This window comes from Meridianimaribacter sp. CL38, from assembly GCF_004328055.1.
Classification (GTDB): domain Bacteria; phylum Bacteroidota; class Bacteroidia; order Flavobacteriales; family Flavobacteriaceae; genus Gaetbulibacter_B; species Gaetbulibacter_B jejuensis.
This window is the reverse complement of sequence record NZ_QKWS01000001.1, coordinates 950,189-970,440: the sequence shown is the minus strand read 5'-3', so window position 1 is coordinate 970,440 and position 20,252 is coordinate 950,189. Positions and strand designations below refer to the sequence as shown.

At 33.0% G+C, this 20,252-nt stretch carries 20 protein-coding genes; 18 read left to right on the top strand and 2 right to left on the bottom strand.

All coding sequences use genetic code 11. The annotated features are described in order from the left end of the window. Window positions 1-17: 17 nt before the first annotated feature. Window positions 18-1,172 carry a DNA polymerase III subunit delta' gene (locus DMZ43_RS04445; RefSeq protein WP_131506387.1) on the bottom strand — a complete coding sequence of 385 codons (1,155 nt, stop codon included), beginning with the start codon at window positions 1,170-1,172 and terminating at the stop codon, window positions 18-20. A gap of 122 nt (window positions 1,173-1,294) precedes the next feature. On the opposite strand from DMZ43_RS04445, the gene pgk reads away from it, so the two are divergent. The 3 genes from pgk (at window position 1,295) to DMZ43_RS04430 (ending at window position 5,173) form a co-directional block, all read left to right on the top strand. After that, entirely contained in the window at window positions 1,295-2,482 is a 1,188-nt protein-coding gene (gene pgk, locus DMZ43_RS04440; RefSeq protein WP_131506386.1) for a phosphoglycerate kinase, read from the top strand. Between the two features lie 115 nt (window positions 2,483-2,597). Further along, complete coding sequence (locus DMZ43_RS04435) at window positions 2,598-4,175, top strand: LysM peptidoglycan-binding domain-containing protein (RefSeq protein WP_131506385.1); 1,578 nt, start codon at window positions 2,598-2,600, stop codon at window positions 4,173-4,175. 17 nt (window positions 4,176-4,192) lie between these two features. Next, complete coding sequence (locus DMZ43_RS04430; protein WP_131506384.1) at window positions 4,193-5,173, top strand: DUF4837 family protein; 981 nt, start codon at window positions 4,193-4,195, stop codon at window positions 5,171-5,173. A 49-nt stretch (window positions 5,174-5,222) separates the two neighbouring features. Here DMZ43_RS04430 and DMZ43_RS04425 read toward each other — a convergent pair whose 3' ends face one another. Next, the gene (locus tag DMZ43_RS04425; protein ID WP_129759781.1) at window positions 5,223-5,408 is read right to left on the bottom strand and encodes a twin-arginine translocase TatA/TatE family subunit; all 186 of its coding nucleotides are present in this window, start codon (window positions 5,406-5,408) and stop codon (window positions 5,223-5,225) included. 115 nt (window positions 5,409-5,523) lie between these two features. Between DMZ43_RS04425 and DMZ43_RS04420 the strand changes: the two genes are divergently transcribed. From DMZ43_RS04420 to DMZ43_RS04350, 15 genes are all read left to right on the top strand, one after another. Further along, window positions 5,524-6,390 (top strand): M23 family metallopeptidase, encoded by an 867-nt coding sequence (locus DMZ43_RS04420; protein WP_131506383.1) that lies wholly within the window; start codon window positions 5,524-5,526, stop codon window positions 6,388-6,390. Then, on the top strand, window positions 6,390-7,892 hold the full coding sequence (locus DMZ43_RS04415) for a GH3 auxin-responsive promoter family protein (RefSeq protein ID WP_131506382.1): 1,503 nt from the start codon (window positions 6,390-6,392) through the stop codon (window positions 7,890-7,892). The genes DMZ43_RS04420 and DMZ43_RS04415 overlap by 1 nt, the downstream gene beginning before the upstream one ends. A 31-nt stretch (window positions 7,893-7,923) precedes the next feature. Continuing rightward, window positions 7,924-9,618 (top strand): hypothetical protein, encoded by a 1,695-nt coding sequence (locus DMZ43_RS04410; RefSeq protein WP_131506381.1) that lies wholly within the window; start codon window positions 7,924-7,926, stop codon window positions 9,616-9,618. Window positions 9,619-9,630: 12 nt separating this feature from the next. Continuing rightward, window positions 9,631-10,686 carry a hypothetical protein gene (locus tag DMZ43_RS04405; protein ID WP_131506380.1) on the top strand — a complete coding sequence of 352 codons (1,056 nt, stop codon included), beginning with the start codon at window positions 9,631-9,633 and terminating at the stop codon, window positions 10,684-10,686. Further along, window positions 10,676-11,695, top strand: coding sequence for a dTDP-glucose 4,6-dehydratase (gene rfbB / locus DMZ43_RS04400; RefSeq protein WP_131506379.1), 1,020 nt, complete (start codon window positions 10,676-10,678; stop codon window positions 11,693-11,695). Before DMZ43_RS04405 ends, rfbB begins: the two co-directional genes overlap by 11 nt. Further along, complete coding sequence (rfbA, locus tag DMZ43_RS04395) at window positions 11,692-12,549, top strand: glucose-1-phosphate thymidylyltransferase RfbA (protein ID WP_129759775.1); 858 nt, start codon at window positions 11,692-11,694, stop codon at window positions 12,547-12,549. The genes rfbB and rfbA overlap by 4 nt, the downstream gene beginning before the upstream one ends. A 1-nt stretch (window position 12,550) precedes the next feature. After that, complete coding sequence (gene rfbC / locus DMZ43_RS04390; protein ID WP_131506378.1) at window positions 12,551-13,096, top strand: dTDP-4-dehydrorhamnose 3,5-epimerase; 546 nt, start codon at window positions 12,551-12,553, stop codon at window positions 13,094-13,096. Next, window positions 13,093-13,953 (top strand): dTDP-4-dehydrorhamnose reductase, encoded by an 861-nt coding sequence (gene rfbD / locus DMZ43_RS04385; RefSeq protein WP_131506377.1) that lies wholly within the window; start codon window positions 13,093-13,095, stop codon window positions 13,951-13,953. The genes rfbC and rfbD overlap by 4 nt, the downstream gene beginning before the upstream one ends. Window positions 13,954-14,031: 78 nt before the next feature. Beyond that, window positions 14,032-15,156 (top strand): GDP-mannose 4,6-dehydratase, encoded by a 1,125-nt coding sequence (gmd, locus tag DMZ43_RS04380; protein ID WP_131506376.1) that lies wholly within the window; start codon window positions 14,032-14,034, stop codon window positions 15,154-15,156. Between the two features lie 9 nt (window positions 15,157-15,165). After that, a complete protein-coding gene (locus tag DMZ43_RS04375) occupies window positions 15,166-16,212 on the top strand; it encodes a GDP-L-fucose synthase (RefSeq protein WP_131506375.1) in 1,047 nt (348 codons plus the stop codon). Further along, the gene (gene cysQ / locus DMZ43_RS04370) at window positions 16,199-16,999 is read left to right on the top strand and encodes a 3'(2'),5'-bisphosphate nucleotidase CysQ (RefSeq protein WP_370450261.1); all 801 of its coding nucleotides are present in this window, start codon (window positions 16,199-16,201) and stop codon (window positions 16,997-16,999) included. Before DMZ43_RS04375 ends, cysQ begins: the two co-directional genes overlap by 14 nt. Continuing rightward, a complete protein-coding gene (locus DMZ43_RS04365) occupies window positions 17,000-17,428 on the top strand; it encodes a DUF2061 domain-containing protein (protein ID WP_131506374.1) in 429 nt (142 codons plus the stop codon). A gap of 1 nt (window position 17,429) precedes the next feature. Then, on the top strand, window positions 17,430-18,029 hold the full coding sequence (gene cysC, locus DMZ43_RS04360) for an adenylyl-sulfate kinase (RefSeq protein ID WP_131506373.1): 600 nt from the start codon (window positions 17,430-17,432) through the stop codon (window positions 18,027-18,029). Next, entirely contained in the window at window positions 18,026-18,931 is a 906-nt protein-coding gene (gene cysD / locus DMZ43_RS04355; protein WP_131506372.1) for a sulfate adenylyltransferase subunit CysD, read from the top strand. Before cysC ends, cysD begins: the two co-directional genes overlap by 4 nt. A 65-nt stretch (window positions 18,932-18,996) precedes the next feature. Then, window positions 18,997-20,250, top strand: coding sequence for a sulfate adenylyltransferase subunit 1 (locus DMZ43_RS04350; RefSeq protein ID WP_131506371.1), 1,254 nt, complete (start codon window positions 18,997-18,999; stop codon window positions 20,248-20,250). Window positions 20,251-20,252: the final 2 nt, after the last annotated feature.

The window sequence follows — 20,252 nt, the reverse complement described above, 5'->3', positions numbered from 1 at the left end:
AAAATAAAAGCCAGCTATTAGCTGGCTTTTTTATGTAATAAACGTGTGAGTTTTATTGATAAGTCGGTTAAAATAATTTTGGCATTTCCGTTTCGTTCTATATGATATATAGCATCTTGCAGCTCGTTGGAAATATCCATAATATTATTACCATGAACAAAAGGCGCAAACTTTTCTAGCTTAAAACTTTCTGATTTTGGTTCTACAAAAACAAGCTCTTGTGCATTATAATTTAACAATAAAGCTTGCCTAAAATAGTCCATACAAAAATGTAAAAACTGCTTTTGGGTTTCACGACCAGTTTTGGCAATAGTTTCACTCCAAGAAATCAAATCGTGTATTGCGGCTTTGTTTCCTTTGGCTTTAAATGCCGAACGAATCCAATACACAAACCATTCTTCAAACTGAATGTCTTCAGAATCGTGATACACTAAATCACAAGCTTTGTTGTAATTACCATTAGCTTGATGTGCAATTTTAGTAGCATCGGCTTCGGCAATATCAAACTGTTGTAGCAGTGCGTTTTTAATATCCAATTCAGCTAATGGCGGAAAATGCAGCACTTGACAACGTGATAAAATGGTATTTATAATTTGCTCTTCGTCTTCAGCAATAAGAATAAAAATGGTTTTTTCTGGTGGTTCCTCAATAAGCTTAAGCAACTTATTAGCAGCCGAAGTATTCATTTTTTCAGCCATCCAGATAATCATCACTTTGTAACCACCTTCATAAGATTTTAAGGCTAAAGATTTTACAATATCTTGTGCTTCATCAACACCTATTTGACCTTGCTTGTTTTCAATTCCTAATTTTTTGTACCAATCAAATAAATTGCCATAAGGCTGCTCTTTTAACAATTCTCGCCATTCTTCTAAAAAATGAGACGAAACAGGGTGTTTTTTCACCTTGTCATTAGTAGCAACAGGAAAAGCAAAATGCAAATCAGGATGCGAATAGTTTTTAAATTTTAAGTTACAAGCATCATTTCCGCCTGTATTTTCACCATTTAAGTTTTTGCACAAAATATATTGCGCATAGGCAATTGCCATTGGTAAAGCACCACAACCCTCTGGACCAACAAACAATTGCGCATGCGAGATACGACCATTGTCGGCACTTGTGGTTAAATGGTTTTTAATATGTTCTTGCCCTATAACTTCTGTAAACAACATATCAGCAAATATATGTTTTTTAATACTTCTTTTAAGATGAAATCGTTTTCGTTGAAAAACCGATTTTTTGGAGTAATTTAATTAACTACATTTGTGCTATTAGGATATAAAATAAACAACCAATGAAAACAATAAACGACTTCAATTTTGAAAACAAAACAGCTTTAATTCGTGTAGATTTTAATGTGCCTTTAAACGACGCTTTTGAGGTAACAGATACCACTAGAATTGTGTCAGCTAAACCTACAATTATTAAAATTTTAGAAGATGGAGGAAGCTGTGTGTTAATGTCGCATTTAGGAAGACCAAAAGGTGTTCAAGAAGTGTTTTCATTAAAACATATTGTTGACAAAGTTTCAGAAACCATAGGTGTTGCTGTAAAATTTGTGCCTGATTGTGTTGGAGCAGAGGCAGAGGAAGTTGTAAAAAACCTTCAACCAGGAGAAGTAGTGTTGTTAGAGAATTTACGTTTTTATGCTGAGGAAACAGCTGGTGACAAAGCGTTTGCAGAGCAATTGTCTAAACTAGGAGACATTTATGTAAACGATGCTTTTGGTACTGCGCATAGAGCGCATGCTTCAACAACTATTGTGGCCGAGTTTTTCCCAGAAAATAAATGCTTTGGTAGTTTATTGGCTAAAGAAATAGAAAGTATTGATAAAGTAATGACGTCTGGAGAAAAACCAGTTTTAGCAGTACTTGGAGGCGCAAAAGTGTCTTCAAAAATTACCATTATAGAAAATATTTTAGATAAAGTTGACCACTTAATAATTGGTGGAGGTATGACATTTACCTTTGTTAAAGCTCAAGGCGGAAGCGTAGGAGATTCTATTTGTGAAGATGATAAAATGGAGTTAGCCTTAGATATTTTAAAACAAGCCAAAGCAAAAGGCGTTCAAATTCATTTACCTGTTGATGTACTTGCTGCAAATGCATTTAGTAATACTGCAGAAACACAAATTATGGATGTAACTAAAATTCCTGACGGTTGGCAAGGTCTTGATGCTGGACCAAAATCATTAGAAAACTTCAAAGAGGTTGTTTTACAGTGTAAAACTATTTTATGGAATGGACCTTTAGGTGTATTTGAAATGGAAACCTTCTCTAAGGGAACCATTGCCTTAGGTGATTATATTGCTGAAGCTACTAAAAATGGCGCCTTTTCGCTTGTTGGTGGAGGAGACTCTGTTGCTGCTGTAAAACAATTTGGGTTCGAAGACAAAGTAAGTTATGTAAGTACTGGTGGTGGAGCTATGCTAGAAAGCTTAGAAGGAAAAACCTTACCAGGTATTGCTGCTATTTTAGAATAACACAGTTTTTTGCTGTACATTGAATTTCTGTTAAAAAAGTATTGCTATCTTTCATTTTAGATAAAAAAATACGATTTTAGCTTATCTGCCGTTGGTAGATAAATACATGTTTTCGATGAAACTTAAACTAAAAACCCTAACATTAGGCGCATTGTTGTTGTGTGCTATTTGTTTTTCCCAAGAAAAGGCTAAAACAAAAACCACAAAAGACACTTTGGTTAAAACAACTGAAAAAGTAATAGATTCGGTTGTAGATGGAAAAACCATTCCTATAAAACCAATTTCTCCTATAAAAGATTCATTATCCATAAAAGAGCTTAAAGATCATGAATTAGCATTGGAACTTGACGAAAAATGGCTTGAGGAATTGTACAGTAACACGCTGTTTGATACCATTTACAAAACGGTTTCTGAGCTAGATTACAAAGACATTGATTTTCCTGAACTTTCAACAGACACGCTTAAAGCAAGATTAGCAAAGCTAAACGCCAGAACACCTTTTAATGTTGAATATAATACTTCGTTAGAAAGCGTTATAAAGAGTTTTTTAAAACACCGACGAAACTCTTTTGAAAGACTCATGGGATTAAGCCATTATTATTTCCCAATGTTTGAAGCAGAGTTTGATAACTACAACATTCCTTTGGAAATGAAATACCTTTCCATTGTAGAATCAGCTTTAAAACCCAGAGCAAAATCTAGAGTAGGAGCAACAGGTTTATGGCAGTTTATGTTTGCCACAGGAAAGCAATATGGGTTAGATGTAAGTAGTTATGTAGACGAACGTAGCGATCCAATAAAATCAACAAAATCTGCAGCTACTTATCTTTCAAAATTATATGAAATTTTTGGTGATTGGGATTTAGCTTTAGCAGCCTATAACTCAGGACCAGGAAATGTTTCAAAAGCGATTAGACGTTCTGGAGGTTATGAAAACTATTGGAATATAAGACACAATCTTCCTCGTGAAACAGCAGGTTATGTTCCCGCGTTTTTAGCTACAATGTACATTTTTGAGTTTGCCGAAGAGCATGGTTTTAAACCCGAAAAACCTCAGTTTCATTATGTAGAAACTGATACGATAAGAGTAAAGCAAATGATAACGCTCGATCAGGTTTCTGAAGTTACTCAAGTGCCAATTGAAGAGCTTCAGTTTTTAAACCCTTCTTATAAACTAGACATCATACCACATATTGAAGGTAAAGATTATTACTTGCGCCTTCCAAGGCAAGCAGTTGGATCTTTTGTGGCTAACGAAGAGCAAATTTATGGTTATGCAAAAGCTGAATTTGACAAAAGAGAAAAACCTTTACCACAGTTTTTTAATGCAGATACCAAAACAGTATATCGAGTTAAAAGTGGTGATTACTTAGGTAAAATTGCGAGAAAATTTGGAGTAAGAGTTAGCCAAATAAAGCAATGGAATGGTTTAAGAAGTAATAATTTAAGAATAGGACAACGCTTAACAATATACCCTCGAAACCCTTCGGTTTCAAGTAGCCCAAAGCCTACCACAACAGTTACTAAAACGGTAGATGTTGCTAATAAAAAGACCTACAAAGTTCAAAAAGGAGACTCTTTGTGGAGTATTTCTCAAAAATTTCCTGGAATTTCTGTTCAAAATATTAAAGATTGGAACGGTATTAGTGGTACAAAGTTGAAAATAGGAATGACTCTTATAGTTTCAAACTAAAAAACTAAAGTTACACAATGAAAAAACTAACCACATTAGCACTACTTTTATTTGTTGTCCTAGTAGGATGCGATGAAAAAAAATCTAAAGGACAACGTATTGTTCCAAGTTCGTCAGGAAACATCAATGAACTTTTGGTTGTTGCCGACAATTTATTATGGGAAGACAGTGTTGGAGAAAGCATTAGAGGCATACTAGCTGCTCCAGTACACGGTTTGTCTCAAGATGAACCACTGTTTTCTATCAGTCAAATGCCTACTCAGGTATTTTCTGGCTTTACAACAAAAAACAGAACCATTTTAAAAATTGAAAAAGGCAAAGCTGCAGGAACTAAAATTGCACATGATGTGTTTGCAAAGCCACAAACCGTTATTGTTGTTTCTGGTCAAACAGATGCAGAAATTATTGAGCAATTAGAAACTAATGCTGATAAAATTGTTGATGCCTTTAAAAAGGAGGAAATTAAAGAAAAACAACGACGAATTAATCTTTCGCTTTTCGACTCAAAACCTATAGAAGATAAGTTGGGAGTGTCTATTAAATTTCCATCAGTTTATAGAATTGCAACTGCAACAGACGATTTCTTTTGGATTCGTAAAGATATCCAAACTGGAAATATGGATTTAATGATATATGAAGTGCCTCTTGATCGTATAAGAAAAGGCGATAGTGCAGTAATTGATATTGTAAGGATGCGAGATTCTATTGGAGAAAAACACATTCAAGGACGATTGGAAAACACGTATATGATTACCGAAAAGGCGTATGCACCTTACATTTTTGAAACCATTATTGACAATAAACCTACAATAGAGACAAAAGGTATTTGGGAAGTTAAAAACGACTTTATGTCTGGACCATTTATCAATTACGCTATTGAAGATGAAATTAACAAAAGATATATTGTAGTTGAAGGTTATGTTTTTGCGCCTTCAATAAATAAAAGAGATTACATTTTTGAACTAGAATCGATAATACGATCCACAAAAATTAAATAAGAAAAAAGCCAACTTTTAAGTTGGCTTTTTTAATTAGAATATATCAAGTTTATTCTTTCTTGTCGGAAGGTGTTTTTTCGTCTTCTTTACTGGCATCTTTAAATTCTTTAATACCACTTCCTAAACCTCTCATAAGTTCAGGGATTTTTTTACCACCAAATAATAATAATACCACTACAACTATTAAAACAATTTGCCATGGTCCTGGAGCTAAAAATATACTTGCTGCTATCATAACATTTTAATTTGAATTGCAAATTTAATAATTAAAGTTCAATTTAAGCGTTTAAAAGCAAACTTTAAGAAATAGCATTATAACTTGCATTTATTTTAATTAATTTTGCTTTGCAATGGCTAAAAAAAAGAAAGAAAAAAAATTCGCTAAAAAACTGCTTCACAAGTATAGGCTAGTTATTTTAAACGAGGATACTTTTGAAGAACGTTTTGCTATAAAACTAACAAGACTTAATGTTTTTGTTATTGTAGCGCTTTCAACAATATTATTAATTACAGGAACCATTCTTTTAATAGCATTTACCTCCTTAAGAGAGTACATACCTGGTTACTCTTCAACAGCATTAAAAAAACAAGCTACTGAGCTTAATTATAAAACTGATTCGTTACAGCAAGTGATTCATATGAATGAACGCTATTTCGAGTCTATTAAAAAAGTACTTACAGGAGATGTAAAAACGGTCGATTTCAATAAAGATTCTATTATTGAAGCTGTAAACAAAGACCTTAATGATATAAACTTAACACCTAGTAAAGAAGATTCATTATTACGAGAAAGAGTAGATAAAGAAGATAAGTATAACTTATTTGAATCTGCTATTTCTGCATCAAATTTTGTATTGTTTCCTCCTGTTAACGGAACAATTTCTGAAGAGTATAATGTAAAGGACAAACACTATGCAGTAGATATAGTTGTTGCAAAAGACACGCCTGTAAAAGCCACTGCTGATGGTACAGTTATTTTTGCTGAATGGACAGCCGAAACAGGTTATGTTGTTATTATTGAGCATACCTATGAGTTAATATCTGTTTACAAGCACAATGCATCAATAACTAAGCAACAAGGCGATTTAGTAAAAGCAGGCGAAGTTATTGCTATGGCAGGAAACACAGGACAATTTACAACAGGACCTCACCTTCATTTCGAACTTTGGAATAGAGGCTATCCAGTAAACCCAACTAATTTTATCGATTTTAAGTAATGTTTTCAATAAAATCTGCACTTGCTAAACCGTTTGCCAAAAGAGTAAAAAAGTCGATATTAAAATGGGCTAATAACCCTATTGAAACACAAGAAAAAGTGTTTCAAGAACTAATAAGTACTGCAGCAGCTACACAATTTGGAAAAGACCATAATTTTATTGGAATTAATAATCACAACGATTTTGTAAAAGCGGTTCCTGTAAGAGATTATGAAGACCTAAAACCTTATGTAGAACGAGTTGTTGCTGGCGAAGAAGATATACTTTGGAAAGGGAAACCAATCTATTTTGCTAAAACCTCAGGGACAACATCAGGCGCAAAGTATATTCCATTAACAAAAGAAAGCATGCCAACTCATGTTGAAGCTGCTAGAAACGCTATTTTAATGTACATAGCCGAAACAGGAAACAGTAAGTTTGTTGATGGGAAAATGATTTTTCTTCAAGGAAGTCCAATTTTGGAGAAGAAAAATGGTATAGAACTAGGACGACTTTCAGGAATTGTAGCACATTATGTGCCTAATTATCTTCAAAAAAACAGAATGCCATCATGGGAAACCAATTGCATTGAAGATTGGGAAACTAAGGTAAATGCTATTGTTGACGAAACTTTGCCTGAAAACATGACGGTTATTTCTGGTATTCCGTCTTGGGTTCAAATGTATTTTGAAAAGATTAAAGAAAAAACCAATAAAAACGTTGGAGATGTCTTTAAAAACTTCAGCTTATTCATTTTTGGGGGTGTAAACTACGAACCATATAAAGCTAAATTTGAAAGCCTTATAGGTAGGAAGGTTGACAGTATTGAACTATATCCAGCAAGTGAAGGTTTTTTTGCTTTTCAAGATAAACAAAACGAAAAAGGAATGCTACTACAATTAAACTCAGGAATTTTTTATGAGTTTATTAAAGCAGATGAATTTTTTGAAGACAGTCCCAAACGAATTACGATTAAAGATGTTGAGGTTGGTGTAAATTATGTTATGATTATCTCCACCAATGCAGGTTTGTGGGCTTATAATATAGGAGATACAATTGAGTTCACTTCAATAAAACCGTATCGTGTAATTGTATCTGGAAGAATAAAACATTTTATTTCTGCTTTTGGAGAACATGTCATTGGTAAAGAGGTTGAACAAGCATTACAAGAAGCTGTTGAAGGCTCCAATATTCAGGTTACAGAATTTACAGTTGCACCTCAAATTAACCCAACTGAAGGACTGCCATATCACGAGTGGTTTATAGAGTTTGAAAACGAGCCTGAAAACCTTCTTGAATTAGAAGAAAAGATTGATAAATCATTGCAAAAGCAGAATAGTTATTACTTTGATTTAATCGAAGGAAAAGTGCTTAGACCGTTAAAAATCACTCTAATAAAAAAAGAGGGCTTTAAAAATTACATGAAAAGTATAGGAAAATTAGGCGGTCAAAACAAATTGCCTAGACTTTCAAACGGAAGAGATATTGCGACTAGTTTAATAAAGCTTAATTTAACTAAATAATAGTGTTATATTTGCTCGCCAAATAGTTAGTATGAACAAAAGTAAACGCCATGACAGAACGAGAGCTCAAGAAAGCTCGAATGCTATAGAAAGGATGTACATTACCATGAGGCATCTCTTTAATAGAGGATTTTATAAGCCTATGGGAGTTTCTGGTGAAACACTTCGAGAGTCGTTATTACTACTTAGACCAGAAATTTACGGTTCTATTTCAGAAGAAAAAGCAGAGCTTGAAGGTCTTTTATATGTAATTGATAGATTACCTCAAGGTATTGAAGAATGTACGTTTATCAATTTAACAAGCGATGAGGGTTATGCAAACTCGCATTTCAAACCCATAATTCCTCCAAAACGAAGAAGAAATTGCTACAGGATTGATGATGAGCAGATGAATATTGAAATCACTAGAGGTCGTTCAGAGATTTACGATATTCTTACACATCTTACATTTCTTTTTGTAGAGTCTCACAAAATAAGCAACCGTGTTTTAATAGACGAACAAGGAACAACAACAAGAGATTGGATAAAGCTTGAAAAAGCAGTTTTAAAAAGTAGTAAGTTAGATCAAAAAGAACGAGAAATAGCTGTAACTCATACGGCAAATATTTTAGGCAGAACGTTTAACGAGCTAATGTCTATCTACGATAGTTTTTCTATACCTACACAACCAGAACGATTTTTACATATAGTATACTGGTTGGGTAAGCTAGCAATAGAAGAGACAGTTAATAATAACAAACGAACTGTAACTTTTAGTCCTGTTTTAAGAGAAAGATTAGGACATCATATTCATGGAGAAATTTGGGCTGATAACATAAAAAATGTATTAAAGAGCAACAATTTACTAGATCGCGAGATTCATGTTATTAGTGCTAATATGCACAGTGTTATGAACTCTCTATTTATGCCTCAAGCGTTAAAAACGTTTGCAGCTAAGAAAGACATTTTTGATGTATACCAAGCTTTAAGTCAAAAAGAGAATAAGGCATTACGCAATAAAGTAGAAAAAGTTGCGTTGCAGAATGGAATGATTTACATTCCAGATAACTCAGGAGCTAATATTGATGTGCAAATTTTTGACACCTCTAAGATTGATTTCTCAAAGCTAGACATAGATGTTGATAAAGAAAAAGTATCTAAGACTAGCGAATTGCCTGTTATAATTGTAATGGATTATGCATTTGGAGAACAAGCTTACGAAACTATGGATGAGCTTTTAAAACCTTTAAAAGTAGGAGCAACAAACACACACCTTAATGTAGCTTCAATATCTTTAATGGGTAAAGCAGGAATTTTAGAAGGAAAAAAAGGAGATATTATGATACCTTCTGCGCATATTTTTGAAGGTACAGCAGATAATTACCCTTTTAAAAATGAATTAAGTAAGGCCGAATTAGAAGGTAATGATATAGATGTTTATGAAGGATCTATGATAACGGTTTTAGGAACATCTTTACAAAACAAAGAGATACTAAAGTTTTTCTTTAATTCTACATGGAATGTAATAGGCTTAGAAATGGAAGGAGCTCACTATCAAAAGGCTATCCAAGCAGCTTCAAAAGTTAGAGGAAATATAGGGCCTGATGTTAAAGTAAGGTACGCTTACTATGCTAGTGATAATCCTTTAGAGACAGGGAGTACATTAGCTTCAGGAGGGTTAGGAACCTCAGGAGTTAAACCAACATACTTAATAACAAGACAAATTATTAAACAAATATTTAATTAATCATATCATCAAATGAGTAAAAATTTACCAGAGCATACACCTTCTGAAGAAATAGATTTAATTCAAATCTTTAATATGATTGGGAGAGTTTTTAATAAGTTTATAGAATTTATAAAATCTATCTTTAGAGAAGTTTTTTCAATTATTATTTATGCTTTTAAGGCCATAATTGATAATTTTAAAATTATTGCTATTGTAGTTATCATAGCTGGGTGTCTAGGCTTTGCTCTTGAAAAAACAAGACCAGACATTTATAGCTCACAAATGTTAGTTAAACCATATTTCGACTCGAAATTTCAATTAGTTACTAACATAAACTATTATAATGCGTTAATTGGTGAAAGAGACTATGAACAACTAACTCAAATATTTGATATTAATGAAGAGGAAGCTGAAAAGTTAATTAGGTTTGAAATTCACCCTGGTCCAGAAAATGAAAATGATCAAATAAAACAGTATGATAATTTTTTAAAAGGGTTAGATAGTATAAGAGCTCAAGAAGTTGAATTTGATCAGTTTTTAGAAAATAGAAGTATTTATTCAGGAGACATTTTTGAGATAAATGTTCAGTCTTTTAAGAAAGATGTTTTTAGGTCTTTAGAAGATGGCTTGAACTCAACATTTACTAACACCTACTCTATCAAGAAAATGCAGAAAAGAGATTCTTTAATAGCTATTAAAAAGGAAAGAATCTTATCGTCCATTAAAGTTGTTGATTCGTTAAAACAGGTTTATGTTAATGTGATGGAAGAAGAATCTAAATCGCAAGACGGATCTTACACTACAAGAGATGGCTTGTCTTTTATACAAGAAAAAACAAAAACAAAAGAATATGAACTTTTAGAGCAAGAGATAAACCTAAGAAAAGAATTAAGTGAACTAGAGTCTCAAAAAGTTGAAGAAGATGTGTTTTTTGACACCTTATCCAGTTTTCAGGATGTTGGAGCTAAATACACAACAATATGGGAACGTTATTCTATAATTTTTCCTTTTCTAGCTTTTTTAGCTTTAAGTGTTTTTTATTTAGCTGTTAAAGTTGTAAAATATGTAAAATCATATGAGGGATAAAAATATTCTAATTACTGGAGGAGCCGGCTTTATTGGTTCAAACTTTGTTGAGTACTTTTTAAACACTTATACACAAACCAAGATAATAATTTTAGACAAGCTCACTTACGCAGGTGAGCTTTCTAATTTAAGTGAGCACCAAACCAATCCAAATTATTATTTTGAAAAAGGAGACATTTGTGACAAAAGTAAACTTGAAGAAGTCTTCAATAAGCACAAAATCACAGATATTATCCATTTTGCAGCTGAATCTCATGTAGATAACTCTATAAATAAACCCGATGAGTTTATAAACACCAATGTTGTAGGAACATTTAATCTTTTAGAGATTGCAAAAAGAAATTGGTTAGAGCAACCACATAAAATAAAAGCAGGTTTTGAAAGTTGCAGGTTCCTTCATATTTCAACGGATGAAGTCTATGGTACTTTAGGCAAAACAGGTCTTTTTACCGAAACCACTGCTTATGCACCTAACAGTCCATATAGTGCTTCAAAAGCATCTTCAGACTTTTTAGTTAGAAGCTATTTTCATACCTACGGTCTTAATGTGGTAACTACAAACTGTTCTAACAATTATGGACCTAAACAGCACGACGAAAAGCTAATTCCAACCATTATTAGAAAGGCAATTAATAACGAAAATATCCCTATTTATGGAGACGGTCAAAACATAAGAGATTGGTTATATGTAATGGATCACTGTAAGGGTATTGACTTGGCATTTCAAAATGGAAAAGCAGGAGAAACTTATAATATTGGAGGCAAAAATGAACGTAATAATCTATATATAGCTAATATTATTTGTGAAATTTTAGACGAGCTTGTTCCTAAAGATAAGCAGTATAAAGACCAGATTACATTTGTAACAGATAGACCTGGTCATGATTTTAGATATGCAATAGATGCATCAAAAATAGAGAATGAATTAGGTTGGAAAGCTGATGAAAACTTTGAATCTGGAATAAAAAAAACCATAAATTGGTATTTGAAAAAATATAAAGCAATATGAAGGGAATAATTTTAGCTGGAGGATCAGGGACAAGGTTACACCCACTTACTAAAGTTGTTAGTAAGCAACTTATGCCAATCTACGATAAGCCAATGATTTATTATCCTCTTACTACTTTAATGTCTGCTGGAATACAAGAAATATTAATAATTTCAACTTCTAAAGATACTCCAAGGTTTAAAGAGTTATTAGGTAACGGAGAAGATTTTGGGTGCAATTTTCATTATGCTGTACAAGAACAACCTAACGGTTTAGCAGAAGCATTTATAATAGGAGAAGAGTTTATAGGTAACGACTCTGTAGCTTTAATATTAGGTGACAATATATTTTATGGCTCAGGACTAGAACAAAGCCTACAAGCTAATGTTAACCCTAATGGAGGTGTTATATTTGCCTATCATGTTCAGGATCCAAAACGATATGGAGTTGTAGAATTTGACGATAATAACAAAGCAATTTCTATTGAAGAAAAACCCAACCAACCAAAATCTAATTATGCGGTTCCGGGAATATATTTTTATGACAATTCGGTAGTTGAAATTGCCAAAAACATCAAACCAAGCGATAGAGGAGAATTAGAAATAACAGATGTTAACAAATCTTATTTAGAACAAGGCAAGCTTAGTGTGCAAATTTTAGATAAAGGAACAGCTTGGTTAGATACAGGTACATTTAATTCGCTAATGCAAGCTTCTCAATTTGTTCAAGTAATAGAAGAAAGACAAGGATTAAAAATTGGATGTATTGAAGAAGTTGCCTATAAAATGGGATATATAAATAAATCTCAACTTCTTGAACTTGCTAGACCACTCCTTAAAAGCGGTTATGGAGATTACCTTTTAAATTTAAAGTAAGATGAAAGCAGAGGAAACGTATTTAAAAGGAGTATATGTTTTTAGTCCAACTGTTTTTGAGGATCAAAGAGGCTATTTTTATGAGAGTTTTAATACTAGCACCTTTAAAAAGCTTACTGGGTTAGATGTAAATTTTGTACAAGACAATCAATCTAAATCTTCTAGAGGAGTTTTAAGAGGCTTGCATTTTCAAGTAGGAGACTATGAACAAGCAAAATTAGTGAGAGTTATTAAAGGTAAAGTTTTAGATGTTTGTGTTGATCTTAGACCTAATTCGCCAACCTTTAAGCAATACTTCTCTGTAGAATTAACCGAAGAAAACAAAAAACAACTGTTTGTTCCAAGAGGATTTGCTCATGGGTTTTTGGTTTTAGAAGACGATACAATATTTAGTTATAAGTGCGATAATTATTACCATAAAGATTCTGAAAGAGGGCTAATTTTTAATGACCCATCAATTGGAATTAATTGGGATTTTCCCGAAGATGAATTAATTATTTCTGAAAAAGATAAAATATTACCAACCACAAACACTTTTTTTAAATGAAAAAAAGTGTTTTAATTACTGGTGCTAATGGCCAACTAGGAGAATGCATTAAAGAGCTTTCTTCAAAGTTTGAAGAATTAAACTTTATTTTTAAGTCTTCAAAAGAATTAGACATTACCAGTTTCAATAGCGCTAAAGCAATTTTTGAAAAACATCAGTTTAATTATTGTATTAATTGTGCAGCCTATACAGCTGTTGATTTAGCCGAAGACGAAAAAGAAAAAGCATTTGCTGTAAACGCTGAAGGCGTAAAACACTTAGCTATATTGTCAAAAGACTATAACACATCACTAATACATATTTCTACAGACTTTGTTTTTGATGGTTTAAAAAACACACCATATACAGAGACAGACGCACCAAATCCAATAAATGTTTATGGTGCTTCAAAATTACAAGGAGAACAATACATAAAGGAGCTTTTAGATACGTATTTTATATTTAGAACCTCATGGTTGTATTCTGAATATGGAAATAACTTTATGAAAACCATGTTGCGTCTTTCAAAACAAAGACAGGAATTGAATGTGGTCAATGATCAAATAGGGTCTCCAACCTATGCTAAGGACCTAGCTGAGGTAATTCTAAAAGTGATAAAAGAAGATAGCACTAACTATGGTATGTACCATTTTAGTAACAAAGGAGAAACAAGTTGGTTTGGATTTGCTCAAGAAATTTTTAAGCAAAAAAAAATTCAAATAAACTTACAGCCAATAACTTCTGAAAACTATAAAACAAAAGCAAAAAGACCAATGTTTAGCGTATTGAATAATTCTAAAAATGTAAAGGAATTAGGAGTTATTCAAAAGTCTTGGAAAAAAAGTTTAAGTAATTGTCTAAGGTTATCTAATAGTTAACCCTAAACACAATAACCTCAAAATGTTGCATACCACAATAATTATGGTAATTTTGCATGCTTAATAGAAATAAAAAATATGAAAAATGATAAAAAAGTAGCCCTTATTACAGGGGTAACAGGACAAGATGGAGCCTATTTAAGTGAGTTTTTATTAAAAAAAGATTACATAGTACATGGTATTAAAAGAAGATCTTCTTTGTTTAATACAGATAGAATTGATCACTTATATCAAGATCCTCATGTTGAAAACCAAAACTTTTTTCTTCATTATGGTGATTTAACTGATAGTACAAACCTTATTAGAATTATTCAGGAAGTACAGCCAGATGAGATATATAACCTTGCTGCTATGAGTCATGTGCATGTATCTTTTGAAACACCAGAATATACAGCCAATGCTGATGGAATAGGAACATTAAGAATTCTTGAAGCTGTTAGAATGTTAGGGCTTGAAAATAAAACAAGAATTTACCAAGCATCAACATCTGAATTATACGGAAAAGTACAAGAAGTACCTCAAACAGAAACAACTCCTTTCTATCCAAGAAGCCCATATGCAGTAGCAAAAATGTACGCCTATTGGATTACGGTAAACTATCGTGAAGCTTATGGTATGTATGCATGTAATGGTATTTTATTTAACCACGAATCTCCAATTCGAGGAGAAACGTTTGTTACTAGAAAAATCACAAGAGCAACATCAAGAATAGCATTAGGCTTACAAGATAAAATGTATTTAGGAAACCTAGACGCAAAGAGAGATTGGGGACATGCCAAAGATTACGTTAGAATGATGTGGATGATTCTTCAAGCTGATCAAGCAGAAGACTGGGTAATTGCTACAGGTAAGACGACATCTGTAAGAGACTTTGTTAGAATGTGTTTTAAACATATTGGTGTAGAATTAGAGTTTAAAGGCGAAGGTTCTAATGAAAAAGGATTTGTAAAGTCTTGTAGTAACCCTGATTTCAACCTTGAAATTGGCAAAGAGATAGTTTCAGTAGACGAAAAATATTACAGACCAACAGAAGTTGATTTATTGATAGGAGACGCAACAAAAGCTAAAGAAAAATTAGGATGGGTTCCTAAATATGACCTTCAAAATTTAGTTGATGATATGATGTCTAGCGATTTAAAACTAATGCAAAAACAACAATTTTTGCAAGATGGCGGTTACAGAATCAATAACTACTTTGAATAAAAAGCAGTTATGAAAAAAGATTCTAAAATATATGTAGCTGGACATCGAGGTTTGGTGGGTAGTGCTATTGTAGAAAACTTAAAAAGTAAAGGCTATACAAACCTAGTTACCAGAACACATTCTGAACTAGACTTAACCAATCAAGTTGCTGTTGAAGACTTTTTTAAAAGCGAAAAACCAGAATATGTTTTTTTAGCTGCAGCTAAAGTAGGAGGTATTGTTGCAAATAATGTATACAGAGCCGATTTTATTTACGCAAACATGATGATTCAAAACAATGTAATTCATCAAAGTTACCTTAATGGCGTATCAAAATTGTTGTTTTTAGGAAGTACATGTATTTATCCTAAAAATGCTCCTCAACCAATGAAGGAAGAGTATTTATTGACAGACACTTTAGAATATACCAATGAGCCTTATGCCATTGCAAAAATAGCTGGAATAAAAACCTGTGAAAGTTACAATCTTCAATACGGTACAAATTTTATTTCGGTTATGCCAACAAATCTTTATGGACCTAACGATAATTTCGATTTAGAAAAATCACATGTTTTACCAGCGTTAATTAGAAAGATATATTTAGCAAAAATGCTAAATGAAAACAATTTAGATGCTGTTATTAGTGACACTGGTTTTGAAACGATTGAAGAGGCAAAAGTGTATCTTTCTAAATTTGGAGTATCAGAAAACAGTGTAGAAATCTGGGGAACAGGAGCTCCAAAACGAGAGTTTTTATGGTCTAAAGATATGGCTGATGCTTGTGTATTTATTATGGAAAACAGAGAGTTTTCTGATACATATTCCGAAAATGATAGCGAAATTAGAAACACCCATATCAATATAGGTACAGGGAAAGAAATTTCTATTAAAGAGCTAGCCGAAACCATAAAAAGCATTATTGATTTTAAAGGAGACTTAGTGTTTAATACAGATAAGCCTGATGGAACCATGAGAAAATTAACAGATGTTTCTAAATTGAACGGTTTAGGTTGGAAACATTCGGTTGAATTAGAAGACGGAATTAAAAAAGTGTACGATTGGTATGTTAATAAATGAAAACCTACAAACAGCTATCAAAGCATCATTAGAAGCAGGAAAAGTAATCATGCAAATATATGATACAGCTTTTGATGTAGAAATGAAAGACGACAAATCACCTTTAACAGAGGCAGACAAAAAAGCTAATGATGTCATTAATTCGTACCTGATTCCTACGGAAATTCCAATAATTTCAGAAGAGAATAAACAAACGGATTACGCTGTTAGAAAAACTTGGGAAACCTGTTGGGTTGTAGATCCAGTAGATGGCACTAAAGAGTTTATAAAACGTAACGGTGAATTTACAGTAAATATAGCGTTAGTAACCAACGGAAAACCTGTTTTAGGAGTTATTTACGTGCCTGCAGTAAAAACCATCTATTTTGCTAATGTAGAAAACAACGAAGCGTTTAAGGTAGATTTAGAGTCTCATGATGTTGCTGTTGAAAAGATATTAGAATTAGCCCAACCATTACAACCAAAGAAAAACAATTCGGATAAAGTTGAGGTTGTTGGTAGTCGTTCGCACATGAACCAAGACACGTTGGATTTTGTAGAAAGCTTGAAAGCAGAAGGTAAAGAGGTTGAGATTGTATCAAAAGGAAGCTCTTTAAAATTTTGTTTGGTAGCCGAAGGAAATGCCGATGTATATCCACGATATGCACCTACCATGGAATGGGATACTGCTGCAGGTCAAGCCATTTGTAACGCAGTTGGGTTAGAGGTTATTTCTAAAGAAACAAATAAACCATTAGCTTACAATAAAGAAAACCTATTAAACAGCTACTTTTTAGTCAGTAAGTAAATGGCAGATGTTTCTTATAAAAGACATATTGCCAAAACCATTACATGGAGAGTTGTTGGAACGATAGACACAATAATTCTCTCTTGGATAGTTACTGGAGACCCTTTGGCAGGTCTTAAAATAGGATTCGCAGAAGTCACAACAAAATCAGTGTTATACTACTTACACGAACGTGTTTGGTACAAAATTAATTTATCGAAGGATGGTATTCTTCTTGAAAGTAGAAAACGACATATTGCCAAAACTATTACATGGCGTTTTATAGGAACAATAGATACAATGACGTTGGCTTGGATTATTTCGGGTAATCCACTTGCTGCTTTACAAATAGGTTTTGCTGAAGTGATTACTAAAATGATATTGTATTATTTGCACGAACGCGTTTGGTATAAAATAAACTTTGGTTTAAGTAAAAGAAAAAAAGAATAAGATGAAAGAGAACATTATTCCGCACGATTATCAAATATCTATTGAAGATAGACGAAAACAGAATGGACATAATTCTTTTTTATTATGGTTTACAGGATTATCAGGATCAGGTAAGTCTACTATAGCCAATGTGGTTGAACAAAAATTGCATCAGAACGGTATTAAAACCTTTACTTTAGATGGTGACAATATTAGAAAAGGAATTAATAAAGACTTAACCTTTTCTCCACAAGATAGAACAGAAAACATTCGTAGAATTGCAGAAGTGGCCAATTTAATGGTTGATGCTGGTTTAGTGACACTTGCGGCTTTTGTGTCGCCTTACAAAAAAGACCGAGAGAACATTAGAAGTATCGTTAAAGATGTTAACTTTGTCGAAATATTTGTTAATACCAGCGTTGAAGAATGTGAAAGACGTGATGTAAAAGGGCTTTATAAAAAAGCTCGAGCTGGAGAAATAAAAAACATGACAGGAATTTCAGCACCTTATGAAGCGCCAGAAAACCCTGATATTGAAATAAAAACAGAAAACGAATCAGTTGAAGCAGCTGCGCAACGAATCGTAGATTACATAACACCAAAATTGTCAAAGCAACAATGAGTAAGTATTATTTAAATTATTTAGATGAATTAGAGAGTGAAGCAATTTTTGTTTTACGTGAAGTTTGGGCACAATTTGAAAACCCAGTAATTTTATTTTCAGGAGGAAAAGATTCTATCTTGGTAACGCATTTAGCAAAAAAAGCATTTTATCCTGCTAAAATACCATTTCCATTAATGCATGTTGACACTGGTCACAATTTCCCAGAAACCATTCAGTTTAGAGATGACATTATTAAAGAATTAGGCGCGCAACTTATTGTTGGTTCTGTACAAGAGTCTATAGACGAAGGTCGTGTTGCTGAAGAAAAAGGGAAAAACGCTACGCGTAACGCACTTCAAATTACAACACTTCTTGATGCTATTGAGGCAAATAAGATTGATTGTGCTATTGGTGGTGGACGTCGTGACGAAGAAAAAGCAAGAGCAAAAGAGCGTTTCTTCTCTCATAGAGATGATTTTGGACAATGGGATCCTAAAAACCAACGACCAGAACTGTGGAATATCTTCAACGGAAAGCATTTTGAAGGAGAGCACTTTAGAGCATTCCCTATAAGTAACTGGACAGAAATGGATGTTTGGAACTACATAAAACGCGAGAATATTGCTATTCCATCATTATACTTTGCACATGAACGCGAAGTCGTTTGGAGACAAGACTCTTGGATTCCAAATTCTGAATTTTTAGTACTAGAAGACCATGAAGAGGTGGTGACTAAAAAGATACGTTTTAGAACATTGGGTGATATTACTATTACTGGTGGTGTAGAATCTGATGCTGATACATTAGAGAAAATTGCTGCTGAAGTTGCTGGTATGAGAAATACCGAGCGTGGAAACAGAAGTGACGATAAGCGATCAGAATCTGCTATGGAAGACCGTAAGCGTCAAGGATACTTTTAATCAAAATTAAATAAAAAATTAACTGTCATGCCAAATACAATTTGGCATCTCATATAAAGAATAACATGTTAGACAACAATCAATTATTACGTTTTACAACTGCCGGAAGTGTAGATGATGGAAAAAGTACATTAATAGGGCGTTTGCTATACGATTCTAAATCTATTTTTGAAGACCAACTTGAAGCTATTGAAAACACAAGTAAGAAAAAAGGTCATGAAGGTGTAGATTTAGCACTATTTACAGACGGTTTAAGAGACGAAAGAGAGCAAGGTATTACCATTGATGTTGCTTACAGATATTTTACAACACCAAAGCGTAAATTTATTATTGCTGATACACCAGGACATATTCAATATACACGTAATATGGTTACTGGAGCATCAACAGCTAACGTAGCGACCATTCTAATTGATGCAAGACATGGTGTAATTGAGCAAACTAAACGTCATGCATTTATAGCATCGTTATTGCAAATACCACACATTATTGTTTGTGTAAACAAAATGGATTTGGTTGATTTTTCTGAAGAAGTATTTAATAATATTGTTTCAGAATTTGAAGAAGTGTCTTCAAAGATGCTTGTTAAAGACGTTCGTTTTATACCAATGTCAGCGCTTTTAGGAGATAATGTGGTAAACAAATCAGAAAATATGCCTTGGTATCAAGGAGCACCAATGCTACATACTTTGGAAACAATGCATATTAGTAGTGATATTAATAAAGTAGATGCGCGTTTTCCTGTACAAACTGTAATAAGACCACAACGTGAAGGTTTTATAGATTATAGAGGTTATGCAGGTCGTGTAGCAAGTGGTATTTTAAGAAAAGGCGATGATGTTACTGTAATGCCTTCAGGATTTACATCAAAGATAAGCAGTATTAACCTTCATGATAAAGAATTAGAAGAAGCTTACGCACCAATGTCAGTTTCTATAACTTTAGAAGACGATATAGACATTAGTCGAGGTGATATGATTGTGCGTTCAAACAATAAACCAGAGCCTTCTCAAGACATTGAGGTAATGTTGTGTTGGTTAAATAATAGTGCAGCTAAACCTAGAGCAAAATATACTATTAAGCATACTTCTAACGATCAAAAAGCGATGATTAAAGAAGTGGTTTACAAATACGATATCAATACCTTGGAGCGAAATAGTGACGATACTGATTTATCAATGAATGATATTGCTAAAGTTAAAATACGTACTACAAAGCCGTTAATGATTGATGCTTACAGAGAAAACAGAACTACTGGAAGTATTATTTTAGTAGATGATGCAACTAATGAAACTGTTGCCGCAGGAATGATAGTTTAACT

Excerpts from the sequence above, each read along its gene's own strand:
- DMZ43_RS04375 (WP_131506375.1), top strand. The coding sequence starts at position 15,166 with ATGAAAAAAGATTCTAAAATATATGTAGCTGGACATCGAGGTTTGGTG.
- pgk (WP_131506386.1), top strand. The coding sequence starts at position 1,295 with ATGAAAACAATAAACGACTTCAATTTTGAAAACAAAACAGCTTTAATT.
- DMZ43_RS04425 (WP_129759781.1), bottom strand. The coding sequence starts at position 5,408 with ATGATAGCAGCAAGTATATTTTTAGCTCCAGGACCATGGCAAATTGTT.
- DMZ43_RS04445 (WP_131506387.1), bottom strand. The coding sequence starts at position 1,172 with ATGTTGTTTACAGAAGTTATAGGGCAAGAACATATTAAAAACCATTTA.
- cysC (WP_131506373.1), top strand. The coding sequence starts at position 17,430 with ATGAAAGAGAACATTATTCCGCACGATTATCAAATATCTATTGAAGAT.
- DMZ43_RS04350 (WP_131506371.1), top strand. The coding sequence starts at position 18,997 with ATGTTAGACAACAATCAATTATTACGTTTTACAACTGCCGGAAGTGTA.
- DMZ43_RS04415 (WP_131506382.1), top strand. The coding sequence starts at position 6,390 with ATGTTTTCAATAAAATCTGCACTTGCTAAACCGTTTGCCAAAAGAGTA.
- rfbD (WP_131506377.1), top strand. The coding sequence starts at position 13,093 with ATGAAAAAAAGTGTTTTAATTACTGGTGCTAATGGCCAACTAGGAGAA.
- DMZ43_RS04405 (WP_131506380.1), top strand. The coding sequence starts at position 9,631 with ATGAGTAAAAATTTACCAGAGCATACACCTTCTGAAGAAATAGATTTA.
- DMZ43_RS04430 (WP_131506384.1), top strand. The coding sequence starts at position 4,193 with ATGAAAAAACTAACCACATTAGCACTACTTTTATTTGTTGTCCTAGTA.
- DMZ43_RS04420 (WP_131506383.1), top strand. The coding sequence starts at position 5,524 with ATGGCTAAAAAAAAGAAAGAAAAAAAATTCGCTAAAAAACTGCTTCAC.
- rfbB (WP_131506379.1), top strand. The coding sequence starts at position 10,676 with ATGAGGGATAAAAATATTCTAATTACTGGAGGAGCCGGCTTTATTGGT.
- DMZ43_RS04410 (WP_131506381.1), top strand. The coding sequence starts at position 7,924 with ATGAACAAAAGTAAACGCCATGACAGAACGAGAGCTCAAGAAAGCTCG.
- rfbC (WP_131506378.1), top strand. The coding sequence starts at position 12,551 with ATGAAAGCAGAGGAAACGTATTTAAAAGGAGTATATGTTTTTAGTCCA.
- cysQ (WP_370450261.1), top strand. The coding sequence starts at position 16,199 with ATGTTAATAAATGAAAACCTACAAACAGCTATCAAAGCATCATTAGAA.
- cysD (WP_131506372.1), top strand. The coding sequence starts at position 18,026 with ATGAGTAAGTATTATTTAAATTATTTAGATGAATTAGAGAGTGAAGCA.
- DMZ43_RS04435 (WP_131506385.1), top strand. The coding sequence starts at position 2,598 with ATGAAACTTAAACTAAAAACCCTAACATTAGGCGCATTGTTGTTGTGT.
- rfbA (WP_129759775.1), top strand. The coding sequence starts at position 11,692 with ATGAAGGGAATAATTTTAGCTGGAGGATCAGGGACAAGGTTACACCCA.
- DMZ43_RS04365 (WP_131506374.1), top strand. The coding sequence starts at position 17,000 with ATGGCAGATGTTTCTTATAAAAGACATATTGCCAAAACCATTACATGG.
- gmd (WP_131506376.1), top strand. The coding sequence starts at position 14,032 with ATGAAAAATGATAAAAAAGTAGCCCTTATTACAGGGGTAACAGGACAA.